Source organism: Mesorhizobium sp. J8 (genome assembly GCF_016591715.1).
Lineage (GTDB): Bacteria > Pseudomonadota > Alphaproteobacteria > Rhizobiales > Rhizobiaceae > Mesorhizobium.
Genome location: NZ_AP024109.1, coordinates 2,400,841 through 2,427,296, shown reverse-complemented (window position 1 = coordinate 2,427,296; position 26,456 = coordinate 2,400,841). Strand labels below are relative to the sequence as shown.

General features: G+C 65.5%; 22 protein-coding genes. 10 read left to right on the top strand and 12 right to left on the bottom strand.

Annotated elements, in window-relative coordinates; all coding sequences use genetic code 11:
* Positions 1 to 8: 8 nt before the first annotated feature.
* Together MJ8_RS11140 and MJ8_RS11135 are read left to right on the top strand one after the other, a co-directional pair.
* Entirely contained in the window at positions 9 to 650 is a 642-nt protein-coding gene (locus MJ8_RS11140) for a hypothetical protein (protein ID WP_201414413.1), read from the top strand.
* Positions 651 to 787: 137 nt separating this feature from the next.
* Positions 788 to 1,012: a hypothetical protein gene (locus MJ8_RS11135; RefSeq protein ID WP_041008353.1), complete on the top strand. Its 225-nt coding sequence runs from the start codon at positions 788 to 790 to the stop codon at positions 1,010 to 1,012.
* A 145-nt stretch (positions 1,013 to 1,157) separates the two neighbouring features.
* Here the strand turns inward: MJ8_RS11135 and MJ8_RS11130 are convergent, their stop codons facing one another.
* Positions 1,158 to 1,664, bottom strand: a complete 507-nt coding sequence (locus MJ8_RS11130) for an OsmC family protein (protein WP_201414412.1) — start codon at positions 1,662 to 1,664, stop codon at positions 1,158 to 1,160.
* Between the two features lie 261 nt (positions 1,665 to 1,925).
* Here MJ8_RS11130 and MJ8_RS11125 point away from each other — a divergent pair, with 261 nt between their 5' ends.
* The 3 genes from MJ8_RS11125 to MJ8_RS11115 all read left to right on the top strand — a co-directional run bounded on the left by MJ8_RS11125 (position 1,926) and on the right by MJ8_RS11115 (position 5,409).
* A complete protein-coding gene (locus MJ8_RS11125; protein WP_201414411.1) occupies positions 1,926 to 3,422 on the top strand; it encodes a S10 family peptidase in 1,497 nt (498 codons plus the stop codon).
* 138 nt (positions 3,423 to 3,560) lie between these two features.
* On the top strand, positions 3,561 to 4,457 hold the full coding sequence (locus MJ8_RS11120; RefSeq protein ID WP_201414410.1) for a DMT family transporter: 897 nt from the start codon (positions 3,561 to 3,563) through the stop codon (positions 4,455 to 4,457).
* A 37-nt stretch (positions 4,458 to 4,494) separates the two neighbouring features.
* A complete protein-coding gene (locus tag MJ8_RS11115; protein WP_225248223.1) occupies positions 4,495 to 5,409 on the top strand; it encodes a DMT family transporter in 915 nt (304 codons plus the stop codon).
* A 183-nt stretch (positions 5,410 to 5,592) separates the two neighbouring features.
* Here MJ8_RS11115 and MJ8_RS11110 read toward each other — a convergent pair whose 3' ends face one another.
* Positions 5,593 to 6,447 (bottom strand): LysR substrate-binding domain-containing protein, encoded by an 855-nt coding sequence (locus tag MJ8_RS11110; RefSeq protein WP_201415392.1) that lies wholly within the window; start codon positions 6,445 to 6,447, stop codon positions 5,593 to 5,595.
* Between the two features lie 112 nt (positions 6,448 to 6,559).
* Between MJ8_RS11110 and MJ8_RS11105 the strand changes: the two genes are divergently transcribed.
* The gene (locus MJ8_RS11105; protein ID WP_201414409.1) at positions 6,560 to 6,967 is read left to right on the top strand and encodes a tautomerase family protein; all 408 of its coding nucleotides are present in this window, start codon (positions 6,560 to 6,562) and stop codon (positions 6,965 to 6,967) included.
* Between the two features lie 304 nt (positions 6,968 to 7,271).
* The gene (locus tag MJ8_RS11100; RefSeq protein ID WP_201414408.1) at positions 7,272 to 9,494 is read left to right on the top strand and encodes an AMP-binding protein; all 2,223 of its coding nucleotides are present in this window, start codon (positions 7,272 to 7,274) and stop codon (positions 9,492 to 9,494) included.
* A 5-nt stretch (positions 9,495 to 9,499) separates the two neighbouring features.
* On the opposite strand, the gene MJ8_RS11095 is transcribed toward MJ8_RS11100, so the two are convergent.
* The 7 genes from MJ8_RS11095 to MJ8_RS11065 form a co-directional block, all read right to left on the bottom strand.
* Positions 9,500 to 10,315: a CDP-alcohol phosphatidyltransferase family protein gene (locus tag MJ8_RS11095; RefSeq protein ID WP_201414407.1), complete on the bottom strand. Its 816-nt coding sequence runs from the start codon at positions 10,313 to 10,315 to the stop codon at positions 9,500 to 9,502.
* Between the two features lie 3 nt (positions 10,316 to 10,318).
* Entirely contained in the window at positions 10,319 to 11,017 is a 699-nt protein-coding gene (locus MJ8_RS11090; RefSeq protein ID WP_201414406.1) for a phosphatidylserine decarboxylase, read from the bottom strand.
* Positions 11,018 to 11,134: 117 nt separating this feature from the next.
* Positions 11,135 to 12,388, bottom strand: coding sequence for a DUF4375 domain-containing protein (locus tag MJ8_RS11085; protein WP_201414405.1), 1,254 nt, complete (start codon positions 12,386 to 12,388; stop codon positions 11,135 to 11,137).
* Between the two features lie 148 nt (positions 12,389 to 12,536).
* Complete coding sequence (locus MJ8_RS11080) at positions 12,537 to 12,878, bottom strand: antibiotic biosynthesis monooxygenase family protein (RefSeq protein WP_201414404.1); 342 nt, start codon at positions 12,876 to 12,878, stop codon at positions 12,537 to 12,539.
* Between the two features lie 292 nt (positions 12,879 to 13,170).
* Positions 13,171 to 15,054 (bottom strand): ABCB family ABC transporter ATP-binding protein/permease, encoded by a 1,884-nt coding sequence (locus tag MJ8_RS11075; protein ID WP_201414403.1) that lies wholly within the window; start codon positions 15,052 to 15,054, stop codon positions 13,171 to 13,173.
* Entirely contained in the window at positions 15,054 to 15,383 is a 330-nt protein-coding gene (locus tag MJ8_RS11070; RefSeq protein ID WP_201414402.1) for an ArsR/SmtB family transcription factor, read from the bottom strand. Before MJ8_RS11070 ends, MJ8_RS11075 begins: the two co-directional genes overlap by 1 nt.
* Before the next feature lie 146 nt (positions 15,384 to 15,529).
* Entirely contained in the window at positions 15,530 to 17,095 is a 1,566-nt protein-coding gene (locus MJ8_RS11065; protein WP_201414401.1) for a LysM peptidoglycan-binding domain-containing protein, read from the bottom strand.
* 120 nt (positions 17,096 to 17,215) lie between these two features.
* Here MJ8_RS11065 and MJ8_RS11060 point away from each other — a divergent pair, with 120 nt between their 5' ends.
* A complete protein-coding gene (locus tag MJ8_RS11060; RefSeq protein ID WP_201414400.1) occupies positions 17,216 to 17,827 on the top strand; it encodes a TIGR00730 family Rossman fold protein in 612 nt (203 codons plus the stop codon).
* 90 nt (positions 17,828 to 17,917) lie between these two features.
* On the opposite strand, the gene MJ8_RS11055 is transcribed toward MJ8_RS11060, so the two are convergent.
* The gene (locus tag MJ8_RS11055) at positions 17,918 to 18,802 is read right to left on the bottom strand and encodes a LysR substrate-binding domain-containing protein (protein WP_201414399.1); all 885 of its coding nucleotides are present in this window, start codon (positions 18,800 to 18,802) and stop codon (positions 17,918 to 17,920) included.
* A 112-nt stretch (positions 18,803 to 18,914) separates the two neighbouring features.
* On the opposite strand from MJ8_RS11055, the gene MJ8_RS11050 reads away from it, so the two are divergent.
* Positions 18,915 to 19,205, top strand: a complete 291-nt coding sequence (locus tag MJ8_RS11050; protein ID WP_201414398.1) for a muconolactone Delta-isomerase family protein — start codon at positions 18,915 to 18,917, stop codon at positions 19,203 to 19,205.
* 135 nt (positions 19,206 to 19,340) lie between these two features.
* Positions 19,341 to 20,111, top strand: coding sequence for a pyrroline-5-carboxylate reductase (locus tag MJ8_RS11045; RefSeq protein ID WP_201414397.1), 771 nt, complete (start codon positions 19,341 to 19,343; stop codon positions 20,109 to 20,111).
* Positions 20,112 to 20,117: 6 nt separating this feature from the next.
* Here MJ8_RS11045 and MJ8_RS11040 read toward each other — a convergent pair whose 3' ends face one another.
* Together MJ8_RS11040 and MJ8_RS11035 are read right to left on the bottom strand one after the other, a co-directional pair.
* Positions 20,118 to 23,336, bottom strand: coding sequence for an efflux RND transporter permease subunit (locus MJ8_RS11040; RefSeq protein WP_201414396.1), 3,219 nt, complete (start codon positions 23,334 to 23,336; stop codon positions 20,118 to 20,120).
* Positions 23,333 to 26,434 (bottom strand): multidrug efflux RND transporter permease subunit, encoded by a 3,102-nt coding sequence (locus MJ8_RS11035; protein WP_318528218.1) that lies wholly within the window; start codon positions 26,432 to 26,434, stop codon positions 23,333 to 23,335. The genes MJ8_RS11040 and MJ8_RS11035 overlap by 4 nt, the downstream gene beginning before the upstream one ends.
* Positions 26,435 to 26,456 lie beyond the last annotated feature (22 nt).

The window sequence follows — 26,456 nt, the reverse complement described above, 5'->3', positions numbered from 1 at the left end:
GGACCGACATGCGTAGACCCATTCTCGTTGCCGCCATCGCCACTGTCGCGGCACTTGCCGCATCCGCTGGCGCAGCCCTCTCGCAAGACAAGACCATGAGTTTCTTCGTCACCAGCGTCGGCTCTGGCAAGGGCGCCGATCTGGGCGGACTGAAAGGCGCCGATGCGCATTGCACCTCGCTCGCGGAAGCGGCCGGCGTCACCGGCAAGACTTGGCATGCCTATCTTTCCTCCAGCACCGAGGATGCGCGCGACCGCATCGGCAAGGGTCCGTGGTTCAACGCCAAGGGCGAGAAGATCGCCGACGATGTCGCCTCGCTGCACAGCGACGCCAACGGGATCACCAAGCAGACGGCGCTGACCGAAAAGGGCGAGACGGTCAACGGCCGCGGCGATACGCCCAACCGGCACGACATGCTGACCGGCTCCAAGCCCGACGGCACCAGGATCGCCGACCAGACCTGCGGCGACTGGACGATGAGCGGCGCCGAGGGTGCCGCCATGATGGGCCATCACGACCGCACGGGGCTCGACGATTCGGCTGCGGCGAAGTCGTGGAATTCCTCGCATGCCTCGCGGGGCGGCTGCAGCCAGGAGGCGCTCAAGGGCACCGGCGGCGACGGCCTGTTCTACTGCTTCGCAGTCGAGTGAGCCCGAAGCCCGATCGGTCTGTTCACGGGTCTGTGAACGGGCCGGGGAAAGCGTGTGCCGCCGCCCTGCTTTCGCCGTGCCGAGGGAGTTGCTAGGATCGGTCCGACTCCGACATTCGAGCAAAGTGAGGAATACCCATGGCTGCCACTCCCAGCGTAGCGTTGGTCTGGTATCTGGTGATCGCCGGCCCGCAAGGCGGCATGGTGGTGCTGCCCAGTACCTTCGACACCCGCGAGCAGTGCACCAACGCCATCACCGAATATCAGAAGCAGCCGACGCCGCAGGGCTGGGCCGTGCAATGCGTGCCGAGCGCCTCGCCCTTCACCGACGAAGGGGATGCGGAGACGCCGTCGGCGCAGTAGCGGGTATTTCCCCTCACCCAGCCTCCGCTTCGCTCGGCTGACCTCTCCCCGGTGGGGAGAGGAGGCTGTCAGTGCCGGCGCCAAGCTCTTCTCCCCACCGGGGAGAAGGTGGCCGCGAAGCGGCCGGATGAGAGGGCGTCGCGCTTCAGCGCCCCGCGCTCACGATCAACGCCGGCTTGTTGTTGATCGTCTGGAACACCACGCAGTAGCGCTCGGTGAGCTTCATGAGCGAATCGATGCGCTCTTGCGGCTCGTCGGTGTCGAGGTCGAATTTCAGTCTTATCTCGCGGAAGCCGACCGGCGCGTCCCGGGCGACGCCGAGCGTGCCGCGAAAATCAAGGTCGCCCTCGGCCTCGACAGTGGCGTTGCCGAGCTTGAACTCCAGCGCCGTCGCCACCGCTTTCAGCGTCACGCCGGCACAAGCGACCAGTGCTTCGAGCAACATATCGCCCGAGCAGAGCTCGAGGCCCGAGCCGCCGGTGGCCGGATGAAGCCCGGCAATTGCGAGCGCCCTGCCCGTCTCCACCTTGCAGGCGATCGACTGGTCGTCGAGCGTTCCGCGGGCTTTCAGCGTAATCAGCGCCTTGGCGGCGTCGTCGCGATAGGCGTCCTTCAGCGGAGCCTGCATGGCCTTGAGTGCGGCTGCGTCCATTGGGTTGTCCTTCCGATACGTCTTTGACGGTAGATAGCACATAATTCCAGCTTGGGTTCCTCGCCCCATGAAATCGGGAGAGGTGGCTCGGCGAAGCCGAGACGGAGAGGGGAGCGCCCTATGAAGGCCCCCTCTCCGTCCGCTTCGCGGACACCTCTTCCCCGCCGTTGGCGGGGGCGAGGAAGCCAAGTCGTGAGACGCCCCCTTTGACATCTGCCGCCCCGGCCATACTTTTGCGGATGCCATCCAAGCGGAGCTCTCATGCGATCCAAGCTCATTGCCCTCGCCTTCCTGGCGCTCGCCCTCGCACTGCCAAGCTTCGCCGCCGAAGCACCGGAGCGTCCGGCACCGCAAGGCGGCGTGCTGTCGCTCCTGCCGCCGCCACAAGTGACCGAGCATTCGATCACGCTTGGCGGGCGCAAGCTGGACTACCAGGCCAAGGCCGGCACGCTGTCGCTGTTGTCCGGCAAGGGCGAGGTCACGGCCGAGATTTTCTATGTCGCCTACACGCAGCAATCGCCCGCCCCGGCGAAGGATCGGCCGATCACCTTCGTCTTCAACGGCGGCCCCGGTGCTGCTTCGGCCTATCTGCATCTCGGCGCCATCGGACCGCGCATCGTCGAGACCGCAACCGACGGCGAGTTCCGGCGGCCGCCGCAAAAGCTCATCGACAATCCCGACAGTTGGCTCGACATGAGCGATCTCGTCTTCGTCGATCCGGTCGGCACCGGCTACAGCCGTGAAGCGCCGGGGCACGAGCCGAAGGAATTCTGGAGCGTCGATGCCGACGCCAGCTCGGTCGGCGCCTTCATCCGGCTCTATCTGGCGCAGAACGGCCGCACCGGATCGCCGCTCTATCTCGCCGGCGAAAGCTATGGCGGCTTTCGCGCCGCGCTGCTTGCCCGCACGCTGCAGGAGGATGTGGGCTCGAGCCCCAGCGGCATCGTGCTGATCTCGCCGGCGCTGGAGTTCATGCTGGTGCGGCCCGACCAGTTCGACCAATTGCACTGGGCGCTGGAGCTGCCTTCGCTGGCGGCAACGCGGCTCAAGGGCGACGGCATCAGCGGCGACGCATTGCGCGACAGGCTGGCCGAAGTCGAGCATTACGCGCTCGGCGATTACCTGACAGCGCTGAACAGCGGGCTGGAGCAAGGAGGAAAGCTCGCTAGCGGGCGCGTGTCGGAGGTCACCGGCCTGCCGCTCGACCTCGTCCAGCGGAATTTCGCCCGCGTCCCCATCGGCCTCTTCGCCAAGGAATTCCAGCGCGCCACGGGCAAGGTGCTCAGCCCCTATGACGCCACCATCGGCACCGCCGACATCGCGCCGCAAAGCGCGCATGACGCCGGCCCTGACCCGGTGCTCGACCGCAGCGTTCCGGCGCTGACTTCCGCCTTCGTCGCCTATGCCCGCGACGAGCTCAACTACCGCACCGATGTCAGCTACCGGCTGCTCAATGGCGAGATCAGCCGCAACTGGGATTACGGCACATCGGGCCAGGGCTATGCAGGCGTGATGAACGACCTGCAGCGGGCGCGCTCGCTCAACCCGGCGCTCGGCGTGGTCATCGTCAACGGCTATACCGACCTCGTCACGCCCTATCTCGCCTCGCGCTATCTGGTGAATCAGCTTCCCTCTCTCGGCGACGCCAAGCCGATCCGCCTCGACGTCGTCGAGGGCGGCCACATGATGTATCTGCGACCGGACGGGCGGCGCGCGCTGAAGGATGCGGCATCGGAGCTCTTCCAGGCGACGCAGTAGCCCTCGACCGGCCCCGGCAACGACCTGCGCCAACGCAAGCGCCGCGCTGGAGCAGCGCCGTGCAAGCTTTCGCCCGTATAGCTGGAGCAACGGTCCCGACTGAGGCGGAACCGCTTCACGCAAACACGCAGAAACCGAATGGCCGAAGTCGTCGTCCTCGAAAGCCGCGAAAGGGTGCTGGCCGGCATCCTGTTCACGGCCGCCGCCTATTTCCTGTTTTCGGCGCAGGACGCCTCGATCAAGCTCCTGGTTGCCGGCATGACGGTCTGGCAGATCATGTTCGTCCGCTCGATCACCGTGCTCCTCGCCTGCGGCGCGATCGGCGGCAAACGGCTGTTCGCCGACACGGTCGACTCCCCGATCGTCAAGCCGATGCTGGTGCGCAGCGCCTTCACGCTCGCCGCCTGGCTCTGCTACTACAACGCCGCGCGTTCGCTGCAACTCGCCGAGCTCACCACCATCTATTACGCGGCACCCATCATCGTCACCGTGCTGTCGGTGCTGATCCTGGGCGAGACGGTGCCGCTGTTGCGCTGGCTGGCGGTGTTCATCGGCTTCGTCGGCGTCTTCATCGCCTGCGATCCGACGCGGCTCGGCCTCTCCATGCCGGTGCTTCTGGTGCTGGCGGCGGCCGTGCTTTGGGGGGTCGCCGTGGTGCTCCTGCGCAAGACGGCGCTGCAGGAGCGTACGACGATCCAGCTCGTGCTCAACAATTTCTATTTCCTGCTCTTCTCGGCGGTGCCGGCGCTGCTGTGGTGGCGCATGCCCGACGGGCGGCAGCTTCTTTTGCTTGTCAGCGTCGGAGCGCTCGGCGGGGTGGCGCAATATGTGCTTTTCGAAGGCATGAAGCGCGCGCCGGTGTCGATTATCGCACCCTTCGAATACACTTCGCTGGTCTGGGCCTTCGCGCTGGGCTACGCCATCTGGGGCGACGTGCCGCGCACGGAAGTGTTCATGGGCGCGGCGCTGATCGTCGGCGCCGGCCTGCTCATCGTCGGCAACGAGCATTTCCGCAGGCGGGAGCACGCCTCATGACAGAGAGCTGTCAGGAGCAACTGGATAGGCTGGCGCCATGACGGATACGCTCGACATGCCCGAAAAGCTTACGCCTGCCACCGACGTGGCGGCCGAGCGCACGCTCGGTATCATCCTGGTGTCGGCATCCGCCATCGCTTTCGCACTCACCGGCGTGCTGACCAAGTCGATCCATGCGGATCCGCTGACGATCACATGCTGGCGCGGTTTTTTCGGCTCGATCCTGATCGCGCTCTATGTGCTGTGGCGGCGGCGCCGCTCGGGTGGACGAGAGAGCCTGAAACTCGGCTGGCGCGGCTGGCTGCTCGCGGTCGAGGGTGCTGCCGCCAGCATCGCCTTCATTTCGGCCTTCAAATTCACCTATGTCGCCAATGTCGCGGTGATCTACGCAACCTCACCCTTCATCGCCGCACTTCTTGCTTTCCTTCTGGTGCGGGAGAGATTCCGGCTGCAGACGATGGTCGCCGCGGCGGTGTCGCTGTGCGGCGTCGCCATCATGGTGGGCGCCGGCCTCGGCAGCGGCCATCTGTTCGGCGACGGGCTGGCGCTTTTGATGACCACGGGCAGCGCGCTCTACATGATCATGGTGCGCGCTTTTCGCGACTCCCCGGTCGTCTGGGCGGGCGCGGTCTCAGCCTTCCTGCTCTTCGTGCTCGGCTGGTTCGTCACCGATCCGCTGGCCGTCTCGACGCGCGACGTGGTGCTGCTTGCCACTTTCGGCTGCTCCTTCGCGCTGGCCTCGATCCTATGGACGGAAGGCTCGCGGCTCATCCCTGCCGCCGAATCCGGCCTGCTCGGCTCGGCCGAAGTGCCGTTCGCCATCCTGTTTGCGCTGCTGTTCCTGGGTGAAGTCCCACCCATGGCCAGCGTCGTCGGCGGCGCCATCGTGCTTTGCGCGGTCTTTGCCCATGCCGGGCGCGACTGGCTGAAGGCGAAATCGGCGGCCCCCTAAAAATATTTTGCCAGTCACGGAACCATCATCCGGTTCAGGCATTGTTAGATCGACGGGTCACCCCCCAAGTCCCCCCAAACCCCTCGACCCGTCCGACTAGAAGCCGACCCGCAAAAAGGTCGGCTTTTTCTTTGCGAATTGTTCGGTTTGGGGAATTCCCGGGAAAAGCCGCCGCGATTTTGTTCAGGACGACAGGGCGAGGCCGTCGCCGAGCAGTTCCGCCAGATCCCGCGCCGGGCGAGCGGCTTCCCGGCCGAGCCGGATGGCGAAATCGGCAACCGGCAGCGGAGGGAGGTCGAAATCGGCGGACGCCTCGACGATGCCGGAATGGGCGAAGCGCCGGGTGCGCGGCGTCAGCGCGATGCCGGCATTGACCGCGCTGCGCAGGCCGGCAAGGCTGGCGCTGCCGGCGGCGATGCGGTAGCGGCGGCCGGCAGCGTCGAGCGCGTTGAGCGCGGCTTCCCGGAAGCCGCAATAGGGATCGAGCAGCGCCAGCGGCACCGCTTCCTGCCGCACCGCCAGGCCTTTTTCGGAGCAGAGCCAAAGCATCGGCTCGCTGATCAACGCCACTTCATCCGGCGAGGGGGCATGGCGCATGGTGATTGCGAGGTCGAGTTGGCCCGCCTGCAGCACCGACCCGAGCTCCAGGGAGCGGCCGACGCGCAGTTCGATCCTCACGCGCGGATGGCTGGCGGCAAAGGCTCTGAGTAAGTCCGGCAGCCCATGGTCGGCGAAATCCTGTGTCGTGCCGATGGCGATGCGGCCGCCGGCGCGCGCGCCCTTCAGCGCCAGCCACGCCTCGGTGTGCACGGCAAGGATGCGCCGGGCATGTCCGATGAGGTCCTCACCGGCAGGCGTCAGCGCGCGGCCCCTGCCCTGCGGGATGAGCAGCGGCTCGCCGACGATCTCTTCCAAGCGCTGCATCTGCGCGGTCACCGCCGACGGCGTGCGGCCGACGGTGGACGCGGCCCTAGCGAGCGAGCCGCCATCGACGAAGGCGAGGAAGGTTTTCAGAAGGTCGGGATCGAGCGTTTCCACACTTCGATGATATCGAATCATTTCTCAAAAACAATTCGATTTTTCTGAATGCATGCTGATGACATGATCTTCTCATCGAAGGCGCGAGACGCCCCAACCAAAGGAGACAAAAATGCCGATCATCAACATCAGCCTCACCGGCAGGCCGGACGCCAAGCTATCCGCCGCCATCGCCAGGGACATCACCGAGATCACCGCCAAGGAGCTGCGCAAGGATCCGACCATCACCGCGGTTGCGGTCAACTACATCGATCCGCAGCACTGGTTCGCGGGCGGCAAGTCGCTGGCCGATCATGGCACCAACACGTTTTGGCTGGACATCAAGGTGGTCGACGGAACCAATACGAAGCTCGAGCTGGAAGCCTATCTCACGGCGATCTTCGAGGCTTTCGGCCGGCTGCTGGGCGGCGTGCATGAGGAAAGCTACGCCTTCGTGCACGAGGTGCCGGCGGCCGCCTATGGCTATGGCGGCAAGAGCCAGGAGTTCCGCTTCATCAGCGGCAGGCTGAAGGCGGCATAGGCGCCGTCTTCCCCTTCTCCCCTTGTGGGAGAAGGTGGATCGGCGCGCAGCGCCGAGACGGATGAGGGGTGCTGGAAGGAACACGGCCTTGAAAATTCAATGCTTTGAGGAGCTTACTCTCCCGCGCAGCGATCCTTCCAGCACCCCTCATCCGTCCGAGCTTCGCTCGGCCACCTTCTCCCACAAGGGGAGAAGGGGATGCCGTGCATCACCCCACATTGACCTTGCCCGCGCTTCCGCTACCCTTTGCCACCGAAGCGGCCGCTCAAGAGCCGCGCCCTGGAGGAGACTGGGAGAGAGCGGCATGATCCTGACCCTGGCGCTGCTGGCGGGCCTTATGTTCGCCTGGCTGCTGATTGCGGTGATCGAAAGGTTCCGGCTCGACCTGCGCTTCACCCAGGCGCTGCTCTATGTACCGTTCAAGCTCGCCTACCGCATCGCAGACAACCGCATCCGCATTGCCCGCAGCGCCAAGACCCCGGTGATCTATGTGGTCTGGCACCAGTCGCGCATCGAGCCGGCGCTGATGCTGTCGCTGCTGCCCGACGACACGCTGCATATACTGGACGGGGCCTCGGCGCGCTCGCCCTGGCTCGAACCATGGCGCGAGCTTGCGCGCACCATCGCCTTCAACGCCGAGCATGTCTTCGTCAGCCGCCGGCTGGTGCGCGTGCTGAAGGGCAAGGGACGGCTCGCCGTCTACCTGCCCGACAATGTCGAGCCGGACGTCAAATCCTTCCGGCTGTTTCGCGCCATCACCCGCATCGCCATGCAGGCGGATGCCCGCATCGTGCCGATCTTCGTCGCCGGCACGCGCGACCTGCCGGTGTCGCTGACGCCGGAAGAGAAGGCGCCGCGCCACTGGTTCCCGCGGCTTTCGGTGAGCGTGCTGGAGCCGATGACCATCGCCGAGTTGGTGGCGCGCAATCCCGACATGGCCTCGAACACCAACGCGCTGTTCGACCGTTTCGCCGAGGCGCGGCTCTACGGCGCCAACCTCGACCGCGGGCTGTTCCTCGCCATGCGCGACGCCGCCGATCGCATCGGCCCTTCGCGTCCGATCATCGAGGACGTGATCTCCGGTTCGCTCAGCTATCGCAAGCTGTTCATCGGCGCGCGCGTGCTCGGCCGCCATTTCGAGGCGGCGACGGCGCCCGGCGAAGCGGTCGGCGTGCTGTTGCCCAACGCCAATGGCGTGGTGCTCACCTTCGTCGGCCTGATCTCGGCGGGGCGCGTGGCGGCGATGATCAACTACACCGCCGGCCCGGCGAGCGTGACCGCGGCGATCCGCACCGCCGTGATCCGCACCGTGATCTCGTCGCGTGCCTTCATCGAAAAGGCCGGCATCGACGACATCGTCGCCGCGGTCGAGGCGGGTGGCGCCAAGATGCTGTGGCTGGAAGACGTGCGCGCCAGCGTGACGACCCTGGACAAGGTCGCGGCCGCACTGTTGTGGCGCTTGCCTTTGCAGCGGCAGCAAGCGTCAAAGCCAGCCGTCATCCTGTTCACCTCCGGCTCGGAAGGCACGCCAAAGGCGGTGGTGCTGTCGAACCGCAACCTGCTCGCCAATGTCATGCAGGCCGAGGCGCGCGTCTCCGTCTCGCCGGTCGACACCCTGCTCAACGTGCTGCCGGCGTTCCACTCCTTTGGGCTGACCGGCGGTACCATCCTGCCGCTGGTGCTGGGGATAAAGCTGTTCCTCTACCCCTCGCCGCTGCACTACAAGATCATCCCCGAGATCGCCCGCAAGGTGAAGCCGACGGTGATGTTCGGCACCGACACATTCCTCGCCAACTATGCCCGCACCGCCAAGGACGGCGACTTCTCCAGCCTGCGCTTCGTCGTGGCCGGCGCCGAAGCGGTCAAGCCGGAGACGCGGCGCACTTACCGTGACCGCTTCCAGGCCTCGATCGTCGAAGGTTTCGGCCTGACCGAGGCCGCGCCGGTCGTGGCGGTGAACACCGCCATCCACGGCCGCGACGGCACGGTCGGACGGCCGCTGCCGGCGATCCGCATGAAGCTGGAGCCGGTCGAAGGCATCGCCGAGGGCGGCCGGCTGTGGCTCGACGGGCCGAACATGATGATGGGCTACATGAGCGCCGACCGTCCCGGCGAATTGCAGCCGCTGGAAGGCTGGCACGACACCGGCGACATCGTCTCGATCGACCGCGAGGGCTTCATCACCATCCGCGGCCGGGCAAAACGCTTCGCCAAGATCGCCGGCGAGATGGTGTCGCTGGGCGCCGTCGAGATGCTGGTGCAGTCGCTATGGCCGGAAGAGCGCCACGCGGCGGTGGCGGTGCCCGACAAGCGGCGCGGCGAGCGCATCGTTCTGGTCACCACCGCCGACGACGCCAGTGCCGAGGAACTGCGCCAGTTCGGCAAGAAGGCGGGCGCTGCCGAGCTGATGGTGCCAAACGACATCATCAAGGTGGAAGAAATCCCGGTGCTGGGCTCCGGCAAGACGGATTACATCTCGGCGCGCAAGCTGGCGATCGACAGGTTGGGATTGAGCGCGGCGGCGTAGGCGCGCTACCCGATATCCGAAGGCGGCACCTTCTCGCCTTCGCGCATGGCCCGCTTCGAATAAGCGCGCACCGAAAACGGCAGGAACAGCAAGTATCCCGCGACCGAAGCGGTCAGCGTGTACCAGGGATAGGTCATCAGCAAGAGGATATAGAGCACCACGCCGAGGATGACCGGCAGCACCCTGTCGCCCGGCACCTTGACGCTTTTGCCCGAATAGACCGGGAGGCGGCTGACCAGAAGGAAGGCGATGAGCACGGTGAAACCGGTGGCGATGAAGGCAGCCAGGCGGGTCGGTTCCAGCCCGAGGCGCAGGAAATAGAGATAGAGCGGCAGCATGACCAGCACCGCGCCCGCCGGGGCCGGCACGCCGACGAAATATTCGCTCTGCCACGCGGGCTGGTCCGTATCGTCGGCCAGCACATTGAAACGGGCAAGCCGCATGCCGCAGGCGATGGTGAAGAGAAGTGCGGCGATCCAGCCCGGCGAGCCGGCGCGGTCGAGCAGGAAGGCATAGAGCACCAGGGCCGGCGCGACGCCGAAATTGACGATGTCGGCCAGCGAATCCATCTGCGCGCCGAATTTTGAGGTGGCCTTCAGCATGCGCGCCAGCCGCCCGTCGATGCCATCGAGGAAGGCAGCGAGCAACACCATGACCACCGCGATCTCGAAGCGGTTCTCGAAGGCGAAGCGGATGCCCGAAAGCCCGGCGCAGATGGCAAGCACCGTGACCAGGTTGGGCAGCACCATGCGCATCGGGATCTCGCGGATGCGCGGACCACCGCTGGCATGGGCCTCGAATTTCTTGAACGGCGCGCCCAACGCTCAGGAAATCCTGACCAGGGGCGTGACCGCCGTGCCGCCGAATTCGGCAAGCACGGTCTCGCCGCCGACCGCCGTCTGGCCGACCGCGACGCGCGGCACGGCATTCGACGGCAGGAAGACATCGACGCGCGAGCCGAAGCGAATGAGGCCGAAACGCTCGCCGATGGCGATCGTGCCGCCGGCCTCTGCCCAGCAGACGATGCGGCGCGCCACAAGGCCGGCGATCTGGACGGCGGCGATCGTTCCGTTCGGGCTGTCGATGACAAGGCCGTTGCGCTCGTTCTCCGCGCTTGCCTTGTCGAGCTCGGCATTGAGGAACTTGCCGGGCTTGTGCTCGATGCGCGTGATCCGGCCGCGCACCGGCGCGCGATTGATGTGGCAGGAAAACACGTTCATGAACACCGAGATGCGGGTCATCTCGCCCGGGCCCAGGCCAAGCTCGCTCGGCGGCACGGCGGGTCCGACCGCCGAGATCACGCCGTCGGCCGGGCTCACCACCAGCCGGTCGTCGACCGGCGTGACGCGCTCGGGATCGCGGTAGAAATAGACGCACCAGGCGGTGAGGATCAGCCCGATCCAGAACAGGACCGAGGAGAAATAGCCGAGAAACAGCGTTGCCGCGGCGAAGGCGGCAATGAAGGGATAGCCTTCGCGATGGATCGGAACGAACGTATTCTTGACCGAGTCGAGAAGCGTCATAGGGCTGGGGGCGGTCCCTGTTTCAGGTTGCGCCTCAATAGCGGAAAGCCCCCCTCCCCGCAACGCAACAATGGGGAGGATAGGCGGGGCACGGATACTGCGAACGCGGGCAGGTAATTACCGGGCGGCAGCGGAGCGATCAAAGTGCGCGCCGAGTTCAGGCATCGTAGCCTCGGCGAGCTTTTCATAATCCTCGCCACACAAGAGCACACTGCCATTTGGCGAAGACAGGGACAGGAAGGTCCGGTCAGACGCCAGCACCATCCAATTCACAACTGGCCCCTCCGCGGTTTGCGCCACCGAGTTAGCTGAAACGATGGCACCTAGCGGGTCAAAGCCAGCCTTGCGTAGCAGAAGGTCGACAGCGACAGGAGCATGATTTTGCTCAGACAGTTGGATCACTGTCTCAATCTCCGACTGTTCCGCACGTCCAAGCAGTGCCCCGACACTCGGTGCATTAGCTCCCAATAGGTTCTCAGCCGGCCGGATTACTGGAGGATCTTCAGCGGGGATGTACTCATAAACCGCGACGTGTGTCTTTGTTGGGGCGCATAGCCGGAGCTCGTTGGCATCGGTACGCAGCTGTAAGACCATTTGCTTTTCGCCTTCGACGTCCAGCATCCTCGCCATGCCGAACCCCAGTTTGATCTCCGATGGCGATATCGTTGCGCAGGCGAGGCCGGCACCGACTTCGCGCTGGCTCAACATCTGACGCACCAGTTTGCTAACGGACTCGTGAAGAAGCCTGCCTTCGCGCTGGGGGTTTGCCAGCACCAGTCGGTCAATGGCAGCATTGTAATCGTCATCATCGACAATTTGCAGATCGGGCCAAGAAGCGATCCAACGCGCGAGCAAATCCTCCATCGGCATCGCGTCCTCGGCTTCGTAGAATGCATCATCAAGTGTATCCAGGAAATCGTCGCGACCACCCTCAAAGCCCGTTTGTTTCGCTGCTTCGTCAGGATGCTTGGCAATCCAGGCTGACATCTTTTCCAAAGTTACCAGCTGCCCTTTTGCCCCACACGCGCTGAGTCCGGCTCTGGCGTTGGCAATCATAGTGTCGATTTCGCCGCCTGCATTGTGGATGAACTGGCTATGGCCGCCGTTCTTCACCTCCAAGGAGTACTGATCCGCATGAAAGACCTGCAACGCCTTAGGGTTGATCTCCGGATAGCGATAGAGTCCTTTGGAAACCATCGTCACGACGAATTGCATGACTGCGAAGACAAGATGAAATGGCTCTTCGTCGGCCGGTTCGATCTTTGAACGAGGCACGACAACCAGAGGTACGAGGAGGCCGCCTCGCTTATCCTCGGCTTGTGATTTCTTCTCGGATGTTTCTTTGGATTTGCGCGAGAAGAACCCGAACATCGAGATTTTCCGTAGCCCAAAATAAATGGATGACTATTTCTGTCGAGACAATATCAGTAGCCGTTGGAGATAAAAGCCCTTTGGCGGATCTATTGAATAAGGATGAGCGGCGCCCATCGGCTGGGCGCCGCTGTGCTCGGATAACCTCCTACACCTCCGGCACGCGCTGGTAGTTGGCGATGTCGGCTTTGACACCGAGGCGCGCGATGGTTTCCTGGGCGCTGAAGGCGATGCGCTCATGCGCGGCCTTGACGATCGGCACCACCTTGTCGATGGCCTCCTGGCTTTCCCATTCGACGACGGTGACGATGTTGAACTCGCCCGGCCCGGAGAACTGCTCGAGCAGGAAATCCTGCACGAAGCCTTCCTGCCGGCGCAGCAATTCATGCGTCATCCTCGCCTTGCTGAGGATTTCGTCGCGCGCTTGCGCGGGCACGACGAACTTGTCGACCCGGAACACGCTGCCGGTGCGGTGGTTTTGAGTGCTCATTTCGATCTGTCTCCGATTTGGAAGGTTTGCCTGGCAGGTGGCTCGGAGACGGTTTGCAAGCTCAAGCTAAGTTGAGGTCAAGCGGGAATTTTCACCTTCGCTTCTCCTCGTGTGGGAGAAGGTGGATCGGCGCGTCAGCGCCGAGACGGATGAGGGGTGTTGGAAGGAATGGGACGAGAAAGGAATAAATGCTTCAAGCGCTTAGTCTTGCCTCGGAGTGATCCTTCCAACACCCCTCATCCGACCTCGCTTCGCGAGGCCACCTTCTCCCACAAGGGGAGAAGGGAAGGCGCTAGCTCACCTCCGACGTCCTTCTCCTCACAATCACCCCCAACTCGTCGCTCTCGCGGGCGATGCGCAGGCGCTCCTCGGCTTCGGTCGCCTCGCGCTGGCGGTCCCACATCGAGGCGTAGAGGCCGTGCTTGGCGAGTAGCGCGGCATGCGTGCCGCGTTCGGCGATCTGACCGTCCTTCAAGACGATGATCTCATCGGCCGAGATCACCGTCGACAGACGGTGGGCGATGACGATGGTGGTGCGGCCCTTGCTGACGAGGTCGAGCGCGGCCTGGATCTCCTGCTCGGTCTGGGTGTCCAGCGCCGAGGTGGCCTCGTCGAGCATCAGGATAGGCGGCGCCTTGAGGATGGTGCGGGCGATCGCCACGCGCTGCTTCTCGCCGCCCGACAGCTTCAGCCCGCGCTCGCCGACCATCGAGCGGTAGCCTTCCGGCAGCTTGTCGATGAAGGGACCGATCTGCGCGAGCTCGGCCGCCTTGCGCACCTCCTCCTCGCTGGCGCCGATGCGGCCGTAGCGGATGTTGTACGCGATGGTGTCGTTGAAGAGCACGGTGTCCTGCGGCACCATGCCGAGCACGGCCCGCAGGCTCTCCTGCGTTACGTCGCGGATATCCTGGCCGTCGATCAGCACCTGGCCGCGCTGCACGTCGTAGAAGCGGAACAGAAGCCTGGAAATGGTCGACTTGCCGGCGCCCGACGGGCCGACGATCGCCACCGTCTTGCCCGCCGGCACCTCGAAGGAGACACCTTTCAGGATCTTGCGGTTCGGGTCGTAGGAGAAATGCACGTCCCGGAACTCGACCTTGCCGGGGCCGACCTTCAAAGGCTTCGCATCCGGCTTGTCGACGATCTCCTGAGGCACGTCGAGCAGGTCGAACATGTGCTCGATATCGGTCAGGCCTTGCCTTATTTCGCGGTAGATGAAGCCAATGAAGTTGAGCGGCACCGAAAGCTGGATCAGCATGGCGTTGATGAAGACGAAGTCGCCGACGCTCTGCGTGCCGGCCTGCACCTCCAGCGCCGACATGCACATGACGATGACCGTGCCCAGGCCGAAGATCAGGCCCTGGCCGAAATTCAGCCAGCCGAGCGAGGTCCAGGTCCTCGTCGCGGCGATCTCGTAGCGCGCCATCGAGCGGTCGAAGCGCTCGGCCTCCATGCGCTCGTTGGTGAAATATTTGACCGTCTCGAAGTTGAGCAGCGAATCGATTGCCTTGGTGTTGGCGTCGGTGTCGCTGTCGTTCATGTCGCGGCGGATCGAGATGCGCCAATCGCTGGCCTTGACGGTGAACCAGACATAGAGCCAGACGGTGACGGCGACCACCGCGACATATTTCCAGCCATAGGTGAAGGCGAAGATGCCGGCCGTCAGCGCGAATTCGAGGATGGTCGGCGCCGTGTTCAGCATGATGAAGCGCACGATCGTCTCGATGCCTTTGGTGCCGCGCTCGATAATGCGCGACAGACCGCCGGTGCGGCGTTCGAGATGGAAGCGCAGCGACAACTCATGCATATGGACGAAGGTGCGGTAGGCGAGCTGGCGCACCGCATATTGCCCGACGCGGGCAAACAGCGCGTCGCGCAGCTGGTTGAAGCCGAGCTGGACCAGCCGTAGCACGTTGTAGGCGATGACCAGCATAACCGGCGCCAGCAGGAAGGCCGGCAGCGGCGGCGGCGTCTTGGAGGCGTGGGCCAGCGCATCGGTCGCCCATTTGAAGAAATAGGGGCCGGCGACCAGAGTGACCTTGGCAACGACAAGGAGCAGCGTCGCCCAGGTGACGCGGGCCCGGAGATCGGCACGCTCGGCCGGCCACATATAGGGCCAGAGGTTGCGCAGCGTGGCAAGGGTGCCGGCTTCGGCGGATACGGTTTTTTCGGCCACTAGTCTTGCCTTTTGGGTGGGGGGCAGCAGGAGTTGACGAGTTGGGTGAGCGAGGCCGAGACGCCCGCAAGCGCGGCGTGGTCGACAGCGTAGCGCGAGCGCTGGCGGTTGGCCTCGAAACGGACCAGCCCCGCCTCGACGAGCACCTTCAGATGTTGCGAAACGGTCGACTGGGCGAGGTCGAGATGATCAACCACCTCGCGGCACGAACAGCAGGAGCTGACCGACAACCGCTTCAAGATCTCGATGCGCGCCGGATGCGAAAGCGCCGCCAGGCGGAGCGCCATGGCGTGGCTGTCGCTGCAGCGGATTTCGGAGGATTCGGTCATCGTCCATCGCCGATAGACGATGGACGGGCATGGGGCAAGCTAGGCGGATGGGGAGTTTGGGGCGAGGCACCCGCCATTCGCGTTCGTCATCCTAGGGTCTGCGCGTGTCGCTTCGCTCCTAGCTCCGCCCTAGGATGACGAAATCGCTACTCCGTCTTCGGCGTGGTCATCTGCTCGCCCATGGCCTTCATGTCGGCGTCCTCGCCTTCCTTCGACTTGGACGGCACCTTGAACACCTGGCCCGGCCAGATGCGGTCGGGATCGCGGATCTGGTCCTTGTTGGCGAGGTAGATGGTCGAATAGCGCACGCCATGGCCGTAGACCCTCCGCGAGATGCGCCAGAGCGTGTCGTTGCGACGGATGATGACGGAGCCATCGGCATGTTCGAGCTTCGGCGCGACCGTCTCGGCCACGTCGGTCGAAGGCGTCGCCTCGGCGATCTTTGCAGGGGCCTCGGCAGGCTTGGCCGCCTCGCCCGGCTTGGCTTGCGTGGCCAGGGACCCGGCGCCCTGCACCTGTGCTGGCTTGGTCTCCGCCGGCTTGGCCTCGCCGGTCTTTGTTTCATTCGGGGCGACGGCGGCGATCGACTCGCCGGGCTCGCGCTCGAACGGCACGGCGGCGCGGGCGACGACCTTGACGCCGTCATCGTCCAGCCCGTCGACATGGATGGTGTAGCTGCCAACCGGAATGTCGCGCGTCGCTTCGATCAGGAAATGCCCGTCGGGCGAGGTCTTGGCGTCGCCGAGCAGGATGGCATCGGCATAGGCACGCACCTTGCGGCCCGGATCGGCCGTGCCGGCGACGAAGATCTTGCTGCCGTCGATCTCAACCGCTTCGACGGCGATCTTGGGCTCCGCCGCAGCGGCCGGCGCGGTTGCTGGAGCAGCGGCCTGATCGGTGGCGGCGGTCGCCGTGCCGGCTGCGGCCGGCGCGGCCGGCGCCGGCGCGGTCGCAGTCGGAGCCTGGGCCGCGGGCGCAGCGGCCTGATCGCTCGCGGCCGGGGCCGCCGGCTTGGTCTCGGCCTGCGGCACGGTGATCAACTGCGAGGCCTTGCCCGGCTCCTCGACCATGGCCAGCACCTGGCCCGTCGGGCTCTGCGGCACCGAGACGACGGCGGTCTGGGCCGAGGCGACGGCAATGCCGCCGACCGTCTGGCGCAGCGTGATCGTATAGTCGCCCGGCTTCAGCGGATCGTCCAGCACGATGGCGAAGGCGCCGTCGGGCCCGGAATCGGTCGAGCCGAGCACGGTGCCGCCATTCAGGATCTCGACCTTGGCGTTGGGCGCGGCGCTGCCGGCGACGACGATCGAGCCGTTGCCTTCGACGCGCACGACATCAAAGGTCGGCAGCGTCGGTCCCCCGGCGGCGGCGGGCGCCTGAGCGGGCGTCGTCGCGGCCGGGGCCGTCGCGTTGTTGGCGGATGCCATCGTGTTGGCCGGCGCCATGGCGTTGTCGGCCGGCGCCATCTTATTGGCGGGTGCCATGGTGTTGGCCGGCGCCATCGTGTTTGAAGGAGCCTGAGGCACGCGCGCCTCCGTGCTCGTGCTTGAGGATCCGGCCGGTTTCGCATCGCCCTGCGGCAGCGCCGCGACCTGCGCCGGCTTCTGGTCGTTGATGTAAGGATCGAGCGCGCCCGACCCGTAGGCGACCGCCGCGATGGCGACAACGCCGCCCGTCGCGAACAAAAACGCCTTTGAAGGATTGATAGCCATAATTCCGTGTTGCCCCCTTAGCCACCTAACGCCCGGTCTAGCGTGTTTTCTCCATGCTCACAAGAAAAAGCCCGCTCGCGGGCTTGACCCGGCCAACCGTCCCCATCACCAATCATCGCCATGAACACGATTCGATCCGTCTGCGTCTATTGCGGCTCGTCTCCGGGCCGCGACGAGGCCTATATCAAGGCTGGCCATACGCTTGGCCGCTCGCTTGCCAAATCCGGGTTGCGCCTGATCTATGGCGGCGGCACCAAGGGCATCATGGGCGCCGTCGCCGATGGCGCGCTCAAGGCCGGCGGCAAGGTCACCGGCATCATCCCGCGCTTCCTGATCAACAGGGAAGCGACCGAGACCGCCCTCGACAAGCTCGATGAATTGCTGATCACCGACAACATGCACGAGCGCAAGCACAGCATGTTCGAGAAATCCGACGCCTTTGTGGCGCTGCCCGGCGGCATCGGCACGGTGGAGGAGATCGTCGAGATCATGACGTGGGCGCAGCTCGGCCATCACCGCAAGCCGATCGTGTTCGCCAACGTCAAGGGTTTCTGGGACCCGATGCTGGCGCTGATCGAGCATATGTCCGAGGAAGGCTTCATCCACACCGCGCATAGGGTCAAGCCGCTGGTGGTCGACGACCCGGAAGCGATCGTCGCCGCCATCATGGTCGCGGGCTCGTCGGTCGATGCGCCGACGGAAGGCGTCCAGTCGGTGATAGACAAGATGTAGGTTTAAGGGAGTAGGGCAGTAAGGCAGTATGTTTGAATGCCAAGGATGGTGCTCAGAACCGCTGCCCTACTGCCCTACTGCCCTACTGCCCTACTGCCCTACTGCCCTCCTCAAATCCCCAATCACCGCCCGCCGATCGTTTCTGCGCCACGCCAGATGGATCGACACGCTGCGCTTGAACCAGGGGAGGTCGCGGAAGATCACCCCGGGCGGTGCCGCGCTTCCAAGGCTTTCCTGGACCGTGGCGAGGCCGAGGCCGGCGCTGACCAGGCCAAGCGAGGTCAACGGGTCGTTCGTCTCATAGGCAATGTCGGGCATGAAGCCGGATTCGAGGCAGGCCGCCAGGAATTGCGCGCGGTTGGTGTCGCCGGGCTGGCGCACGACGGTGATCCAGACGCGGCCGTCGAGCTGGCCGGGCACGATGTCCGAGACGTCGGCGAGCCGGTCGCCCTCGGGCATCGCCAGCACCAACGGCTCGCGCCGCACCGGCATGCTTTCAAGATCGGGATCGCCCTTGGGCGCGGGCGAATAGACGAAACCGAGATCGAGCACGCGCTGTTTCAAGTCCTCGAACTGCGCCGCCGTCCGCCGGCTACGCAACTGCAGATGGAAATCCGGCCGCGCGCGGCGGAAATCCTTCAGCATCGCGGCCACAAGCCCGGAATGGACCGCGCCCTCGACATAGCCGATGGCCAGGCTGCCGGCGGCGCCGCTGGCGAGGTTCCGGCCGAGTTCTTCCAGCCGCGCCGCATTGGCAAGCAGCGCCCGCGCTTCGGCAAGGAAGGCCCTGCCCTCGGCATTGAGGTGGACGCGCTGCTTCGCGCGCTCGAACAGCGCGACGCCGAGTTGCTCCTCCAGTTGGATGATCTGCCGGCTCAAGGGCGATTGCGAAATGTGCAACTGCTCGGCGGCGCGGCCGACATTGCCGGCCTCGGCGACGGCGACGAAATATCTGATCTGGCGCAGGTCGAGCATCTTCGCTCCTATCTCAGTCCGCAAAGGTCCTAACTTTAACCTAATCAGTCTTGGACAGTCTGACCAGCCGGCGCGATATCTCGCGGCATCAACCGGCCAGAAGGAGACCGCCATGCAGTTCTTTGCCCTGCTCACCCGCAATACCAACAAGTTCAGCGACGCCGATTTCGCGCCGCTGCTCCCGCCAGAGTCCGAACAGCGCAAGACGCTCTACGTGCAAGGCGCGGTGCGCCAGATCTGGAACCGCGGCGACGTTCCGGGCACCGGCATCATGTTCGAGGCGGCCGACGACGCCGAAGTGCGCGCCCACCTCGCCACGCTGCCGCTGATCGAAGCCGGCATGATGGACGTCGCGGCGATCGTGCCGCTCAACCCTTACCCGGGGTTCGGGCCGAAGCGCTGAGCAGGCTTCAAGCGAGGCTGTCGCCCCGCCCGGCAGCCTCATCGCCTCGGGGCCGTAATCGCAGCCCCGCTCCTCTTGCCGAAGAAGAAGCCGTCGCTATTGTCGATGGCAATCCGAAGCAGGGCGAACACTTCCATGAAACTTGGCTTTGTCGGCACAGGCGCGCTGAGTTCGGCCATCGTCACCGGGCTGAAATCACTGCCGGGCGAGACGACACCGGTGGTGGTCTCGCCGCGCAACGAGGCGATCGCCGCGGCGCTTGCCCAGCGCTTCGCGGATGTGCGCATTGCCGCCGACAACCAGGCCGTGCTCGACCAGTGCGACACGGTGATGCTGGCGGTACGGCCGCAGATCGCGCGCGAGGTGCTGAAGGAGCTGCGGTTCCGCAAGGACCATCACGTCGTCAGCCTGATCGCGACGATCTCGCGCGAGGAGATCGCCGGCCTCGTGGCGCCGGCGGCGCATGTCGGCAAGGCGCTGCCGATGCCGATGATCGCGCGCCTGCAGGGCGCGACGCTCATCTGTCCGCCGGACCCGGTCGTGGCGGCCTTCTTCGGCAGGTTGGGCGGGGTGATCGAGGTCGAGGACGAGGCCGAGTTCGACGCGCTCAGCGTCGTCACCGCGACCTATGCCAGCTATTTCAAATATCTCGACACGATCCACGCCTGGACGCGCGGCCAAGGCGTTCCGGACGACAAGGCCCGCGACTACATCACCAGCATCTTCAAGGCGCTGGCCAATGCGCCTGACACGGCGCCGGACGAAGATTTCATGCATCTTGCGCAGGACTATGCGACGCGCGGCGGCATCAACGAGCAGGTGTTGCGCGAGTTGACCGAGCGGGGAACGTTCGAGGCCTTCGCGGAAAGCCTGGAGCGTGTGCACCGGCGTATTACCGGCGCGTGAGCGGGATTACCCCGCCGGAGCGAGCCGGGGCGACGGGCTGCGGGCGCTGAGCCGGTCGAGATAGAGATAGACGACCGGCGTGGTGTAGAGCGTCAGGAGCTGCGAGACGATGAGGCCACCGACGATCGCCGCGCCGAGCGGCTGGCGCAGTTCCGCGCCGGTGCCGGTCTCGAGCGCCAGCGGCAGCGCGCCGAGCAGCGCGGCGAAAGTCGTCATCATGATCGGCCGGAAGCGCTGGACGCTCGCCTTGTGGATGGCCGCGCGGGACGAGAGCCCTTCCAGCCGCTCTGCCTGCAAGGCCATGTCGATCATCATGATGGCGTTCTTCTTGACGATGCCGATCAAAAGGATGATGCCGATCAGCGAGATCACATCGAACTCCATTCCGGTGACGATGAGCGCCAAGAGCGCGCCGATGCCCGCCGAGGGCAGCGTCGACAGGATCGTGATCGGGTGCACGTAGCTTTCGTAGAGCACGCCGAGCACGACATAGATCGTGGCTAAGGCGGCGGCGATCAGAAGCAATTCGTTGAGCAGATTGGCACGGAAGGCGAGCGCCGTGCCGGCCAGCGAACCGTGGATCGAGACCGGCATCTTGAGCTCGGCCATGGCGCGATCGATCGCGGCGGAAGCGTCGCCGAGCGTCGCGCCATCGGCGAGATTGAAGGAGATCGTCGTGGCGACGAAATGGCCCTGGTGACTGACCGAGAGCGGCATGGTCGCCGGGCCGTAGGTGCTGAAGGCAGCCAAGGGCACCATTTTTTCGGCCGCGGTGCTGACCGCCGCGCCGCTGGAGGCGCTGCCATGGCCGGTGACGGCAATGGCGTTGGTCGCCTGGTTCCGCAGCGAACCCGTCAGGCTGCCGGCCAGCGCGTTGGTCTGCTGCGTGCCGCTGGCCGCTGCCCCCGAGGTGCTGACATAGATGCCGTTCAGCGCGCTCGGATCCTGCAGATAGCGCGGCGCCACCTCCATGACGACATGGTACTGGTTGCGGGCGTTGAAGATGGTCGACACCTGGCGCTGGCCGAAGGCGTCGTAGAGGGTGGCGTCGATGCTGGCAGGGGTCAGGCCGAGGCGCGCCGCGCTCGCGCGGTCGACCGTGATGTTGGTTTCGAGCCCAGCCTCGTCGCGGTCGGAATTGACGTCGGTGAGTTCCGGCGCCTGCTTCAGCAGATCGACCAGCTTCGGTGTCCATTGGTCGAGATCGGCAGTCGTGTCGGCCTGCAGCGTGTATTGATAGGTCGCGAGGCTCTGGCGGCCGCCGACCCTGATCTCCTGGCGCGGATTGAGGAAGAGCTGCGCGCCCGGCAATTGCCCGAGCTGCGCGCGCAGCCGCGTCAACACGACCTGCAGCGGCGCGCGCTCGCCCTTCGGCTTCAGCGCGACCTGAACGAAGCCGGAATTGGTCTGCCGGCCGCCAATATAGCCGACCACGTTCTCGACCGCCGGATCGCTCTTGAGGATCGCTTCCAGCTGCTCGAATTTCTGCCGCATCAGCTGGAAGGAAATGGCCTGGTCGGCGCGCAGGCCGCCCATCAGCTCGCCGGTGTCCTGCTGCGGAAAGAAGCCCTTCGGCACCACCGTGTAGAGGTAGACGTTGAAGACGATGGCCGCGAAAAGCACCACCAGCATGATTTCCGCATTGTCGAGCGACCAGGCAAGCGAACGGCCATAGAAGGCGCGGACGCGCTCGAAGACGCCCTCGCCGAAGCGCGCGAGGAACGAGCGCCTCGCCGAGGGGTTCGCGCCCGGGCGAAGGAAATGCGCGCACATCATCGGCGTCACCGTCAGCGACAGCACCAGCGAAATCGCGATCGACAGCGACAAGGTGAGGGCGAATTCCTGGAACAGGCGGCCGAGTATGCCGCCCATCAGGAGAATCGGCAGGAAGACGGCGACCAGCGAGGCGCTCATCGAGAGCACTGTGAAGCCGACTTCCCTGGCGCCGACGAGTGCTGCCCTGCCGCGCGGCATGCCGTCCTCGATATGGCGCGTGATGTTTTCCAAGACCACGATGGCATCGTCGACGACGAAGCCGGTGGCGATGGTGAGCGCCATCAGCGACAGATTGTCGAGCGTGAAGCCGAGCAGGTACATCGCCCCGAAAGTGCCGAGGATCGAGACGACCAGCGCGACGCTCGGGATCAATGCCGCGCGCCAGTCGCGCAGGAAGCAGAACACGACGAGGATGACGAGCAGCACCGCCAGCACCAAAGTCAGCTCGGTGTCGTGCAACGAGCCGCGGATGGTGGTCGAGCCGTCGGTCGCGATGCTGAGCCGCGCATCGGCCGGCACCGAGGCCTGCAGCGTCGGGATCAAAGCGCGCACGCGGTCGACGGTGTCGATGATGTTGGCGTTGGGCTCGCGGTAGAGCACCAGGAGCACCGCCGGCTCGCCATTGGCGAGGCCGAGATTGCGCACGTCCTCGACGGAATCCTCGACATCGGCGATGTCGCGCAGCCTGACCGCCGCATTGTTGCGCCAGGCGATGACCAGATCGCGGAAGTCGGCGGCGTGGCTCGCCTGGTCGTTGGTGTAGAGCTGGTAGCGCAGCGCACCGTCTTCCTCGAAGCCTTTCGGGCTGCGGGCGTTGGCCGAGGCAAGGGCCGCGCGCACATCCTCCAGGCCGATGCCGTAGTGGAACAGCGCGCCGGGATTGAGCTCGACGCGCACGGCCGGCAGCGAGGAGCCACCGAGGTCGACATTGCCGATGCCCTCGACCTGCGACAGGCGTTGCTGCAGCACGGTCGCGGCCGCGTCGTAGAGCTGGCCGGGGGTGAGCGTGCGCGAGGTCAGCGCCAGGATCATCACCGGCGAGTCGGCGGGATTGTATTTGCGATAGGTCGGGTTGCTGCGCAGGTCCGACGGCAGGTCGGCGCGCGCGGCGTTGATCGCCGCCTGGACATCACGCGCCGCGCCGTTGATGTCGCGGTCGAGGTCGAATTGCAACACGACATTGGTCGAGCCGGTGCCCGAGCGCGAGGTCATCTCGGAGACGCCGGCGATCTGGCCGAGATGGCGCTCCAGCGGTGCCGCGACATCGGTCGCCATCGTGTCGGGGCTGGCGCCCGCCATCGAGGCCTGGACCGAGATGGTGGGGAAATCGACCTTGGGCAGCGGCGCCACGGGCAGGTTGAAATAGGCGATAAGCCCTGCCGCGGCCAGACCGATCGCGAGCAGCGTGGTGGCGACGGGACGCGCGATGAACGGCGCCGAGAGGTTCACGGCGCGGACCCGCCGGTGGAAGCTTCGGCGACGCCGGCGCCGCGCCGCGTCAGCCGGTCGAAGGCAAGGTAGATGACCGGCGTGGTGAACAGCGTCAGCACCTGGCTGACGATCAGCCCGCCGACGATGGTGATGCCGAGCGGCTGGTGCAGCTCGGAGCCGGCCAGGCCGCCGACCAGCAGCGGCAGCGCACCGAATAGTGCGGCGAACGTCGTCATCAGGATCGGGCGCAGCCTCAGCAGGCACGCCTCGTAGATCGCCTCGCGCGGACCCAGCCCCTGCAGGCGCTCGGCCTGCAGCGCGAAGTCGATCATCATGATGGCGTTCTTCTTGACGATGCCGACGAGCAGCACGATGCCGATGATGCCGATGACGTCGAGGTCATGGCCGGCGAGCATCAGCGCGACCAGCGCGCCGACGGTGGCCGAAGGCAGGGTCGAGAGGATGGTCAGCGGGTGGATGAAGCTCTCATAGAGCACGCCCAGCACGACATAGACGGTGGCGACGGCCGCCAGGACCAGAAGCAATTCGTTGGAGAGCGAGCTCTGCAGCGCAAGCGCGGCACCCTGGAAGCCGGTGGTCAGGCCGGCGGGCGGCTGCATGTCCTTCTCGGCGGCGGTGATGGCCGCGGTGGCGTCGCCGAGCGAGACGCCAGGGGCGAGGTTGAAGGAAATGGTCGCTGCCGGGAATTGCGCCAGGTGGTTCACCAGCAACGGCGCCTGGCGGACATTGATGCTGGCTATAGCCGACAGCGGCACCTGGCCGGAACCCGAGGACGGCAGATAGATCGAGCCGAGCGAAGCCGGCGCCTGGCCGACCGACGGATCGGCTTCGAGGATGACGCGATATTCGTTCGACTGGGTGAAGATGGTCGAGATGATGCGCTGGCCGAAGGCGTCGTAAAGCGCGTTGTCGACGGTTGCCGGCGTGATGCCGAAACGCGCGGCGGTGGAGCGGTCGATGGTGACGTCGACGGCAAGCCCGCTCTGCTGGCTGTCGCTCGCGACGTCGGCAAGCTCGGGCAGCGCCGAGAGCCTGTCGGTGAGCTTGGCCGTCCATGCGGCGAGCTCGACCGGATCGGAATCCTGCAGCACATATTGGTATTGCGAAGCGCTGATCGTGGAATCGACCGTCAGGTCCTGCACCGGCTGCATGTGCAGCGAGATCCCGGTGACGCCGGCAGTCTCCCGCGCCAGCCGCCGAATGATAGCGCTGGCGTCATCCTTGCGCTCGTCGCGCGGCTTCAGGTTGATCAGCATATGGCCGCTGTTGGCGGTCATGTTCTGGCCGTCGACGCCGATGAAGGACGACAGGCTGGCGACATCGGGGTCCTTGAGGATCGCATCGGCCAGCGCCTGCTGGTGCGCCGCCATGTCGGCATAGGAGGCCGAGCCTGCGGCTTGAGTGATGGCGGAGATGGCGCCGGTGTCCTGTACCGGGAAGAAACCCTTGGGGATGACGTCGTAGAGATAGATGGTGAGCGCCAGCGTCGCGACCGCCACCAGCAATGTCAGCGCCTGGCGGTCGAGCACCCAACGCAGCGCCGCGGCATAGCCGTTCGCAACCGCATCGAACGCGCCTTCGCTCCAGCGCGCCAGCGCCCCCGGTCTGCGCTCGGCCGGCGGCTTCAAAAGCCTGGCGCACAGCATCGGCACCAGCGTCAGCGAGACGATGGCCGAGATGACGATGGCGATGGCCAAGGTGATGGCGAATTCGTGGAACAGGCGGCCGACGACGTCGCCCATGAACAGAAGCGGGATCAGCACCGCGATCAGCGAGACGGTGAGCGAGATGATGGTGAAGCCGATCTGGGCCGAGCCTTCGAGCGCGGCGGTTACCGGGTCGTCGCCATGCTCGATGAAGCGCGAAATGTTCTCGATCATGACGATGGCGTCGTCGATGACGAAGCCGGAAGCGATCGTCAGCGCCATCAAGGACAGATTGTCGAGGCTGAAGCCCCACAGATACATGACCGCGAAGGTGCCGACCAGGGACAGCGGCACCGAAAGGCTCGGGATGATCGTCGCCGGGATGTTGCGCAGGAACAGGAAGGTGACGAGCACGACGAGAAGCGCCGCCATCGCCAGCTCGAACTCGACGTCGTCGACCGAGGCGCGGATAGTGGTGGTGCGGTCGGTCAGCGGCTCGACGCTAAGCGCTGCCGGCAGGCCGGCGCGCAACTGCGGCAGCAACGCCTTCACGCCGTCGACGACGCGGATGACGTTGGCGCCCGGCTGGCGCTGGATGTTGAGGATGATCGCCGGCGTGCGGTTCTCCCAGGCGCCCAGCCTCGAATTTTCAGGCCCTTCGACGATGTCGGCCACCTCGCCCAACCGCACCGGCGCGCCGTTGCGATAGGCGATGACCATGTCGGCATAGGTCTTAGGATCGGCGACTTGGTCGTTGGCGTTGATGGTGTAGGAGCGCGCCGGCCCGTCGAAGCTGCCCTTCGGCGTGTTGACGTTGAGCGTGCCGATGGTGGTGCGCAGGTCGTCGATGTTGAGGCCCATGGCGGCGAGCGCCTTGAGCTTGACCTGCACGCGCACGGCCGGCCGCTCGCCGCCACTGATCGAGACGAGGCCGACGCCGGGAAGCTGCGAGATCTTCTGCGCCAGCCGCGTCTCGGCATAGTTCTCGACCTGCGTCAGCGGCAGCGTGCCAGAGGTGATTGCCAAGATCAGGATCGGCGCGTCGGCGGGATTGACCTTGGCGTAGATCGGCGGTGCCGGCAGGTCGGCCGGCAGGAGATTGCCCGATGCGTTGATCGCCGCCTGCACCTCCTGCTCGGCGATGTCGAGGCTGAGGTCGAGGCTGAAGCGCAACGTGATCACCGAGGCGCCGGCGGAGGAGCCGGACGACATCTGCTCCAGCCCTGGCATCTGGCCGAACTGGCGTTCCAGCGGCGCCGTGACCGAGGTCGTCATCACCTCGGGGCTGGCGCCGGGATAGAAGGTCTGCACCTGGATCGTCGGGTAGTCGACCTCCGGCAGGGCCGAGAGCGGCAGGAACAGATAGGCGATCATGCCGACGATCAAGATGGTGGCCATGATCAGGGTGGTCGCCACCGGCCGCAGGATGAACGGCCGTGACGGGTTCAGCCAGCCGGAAACGAGACCGCCG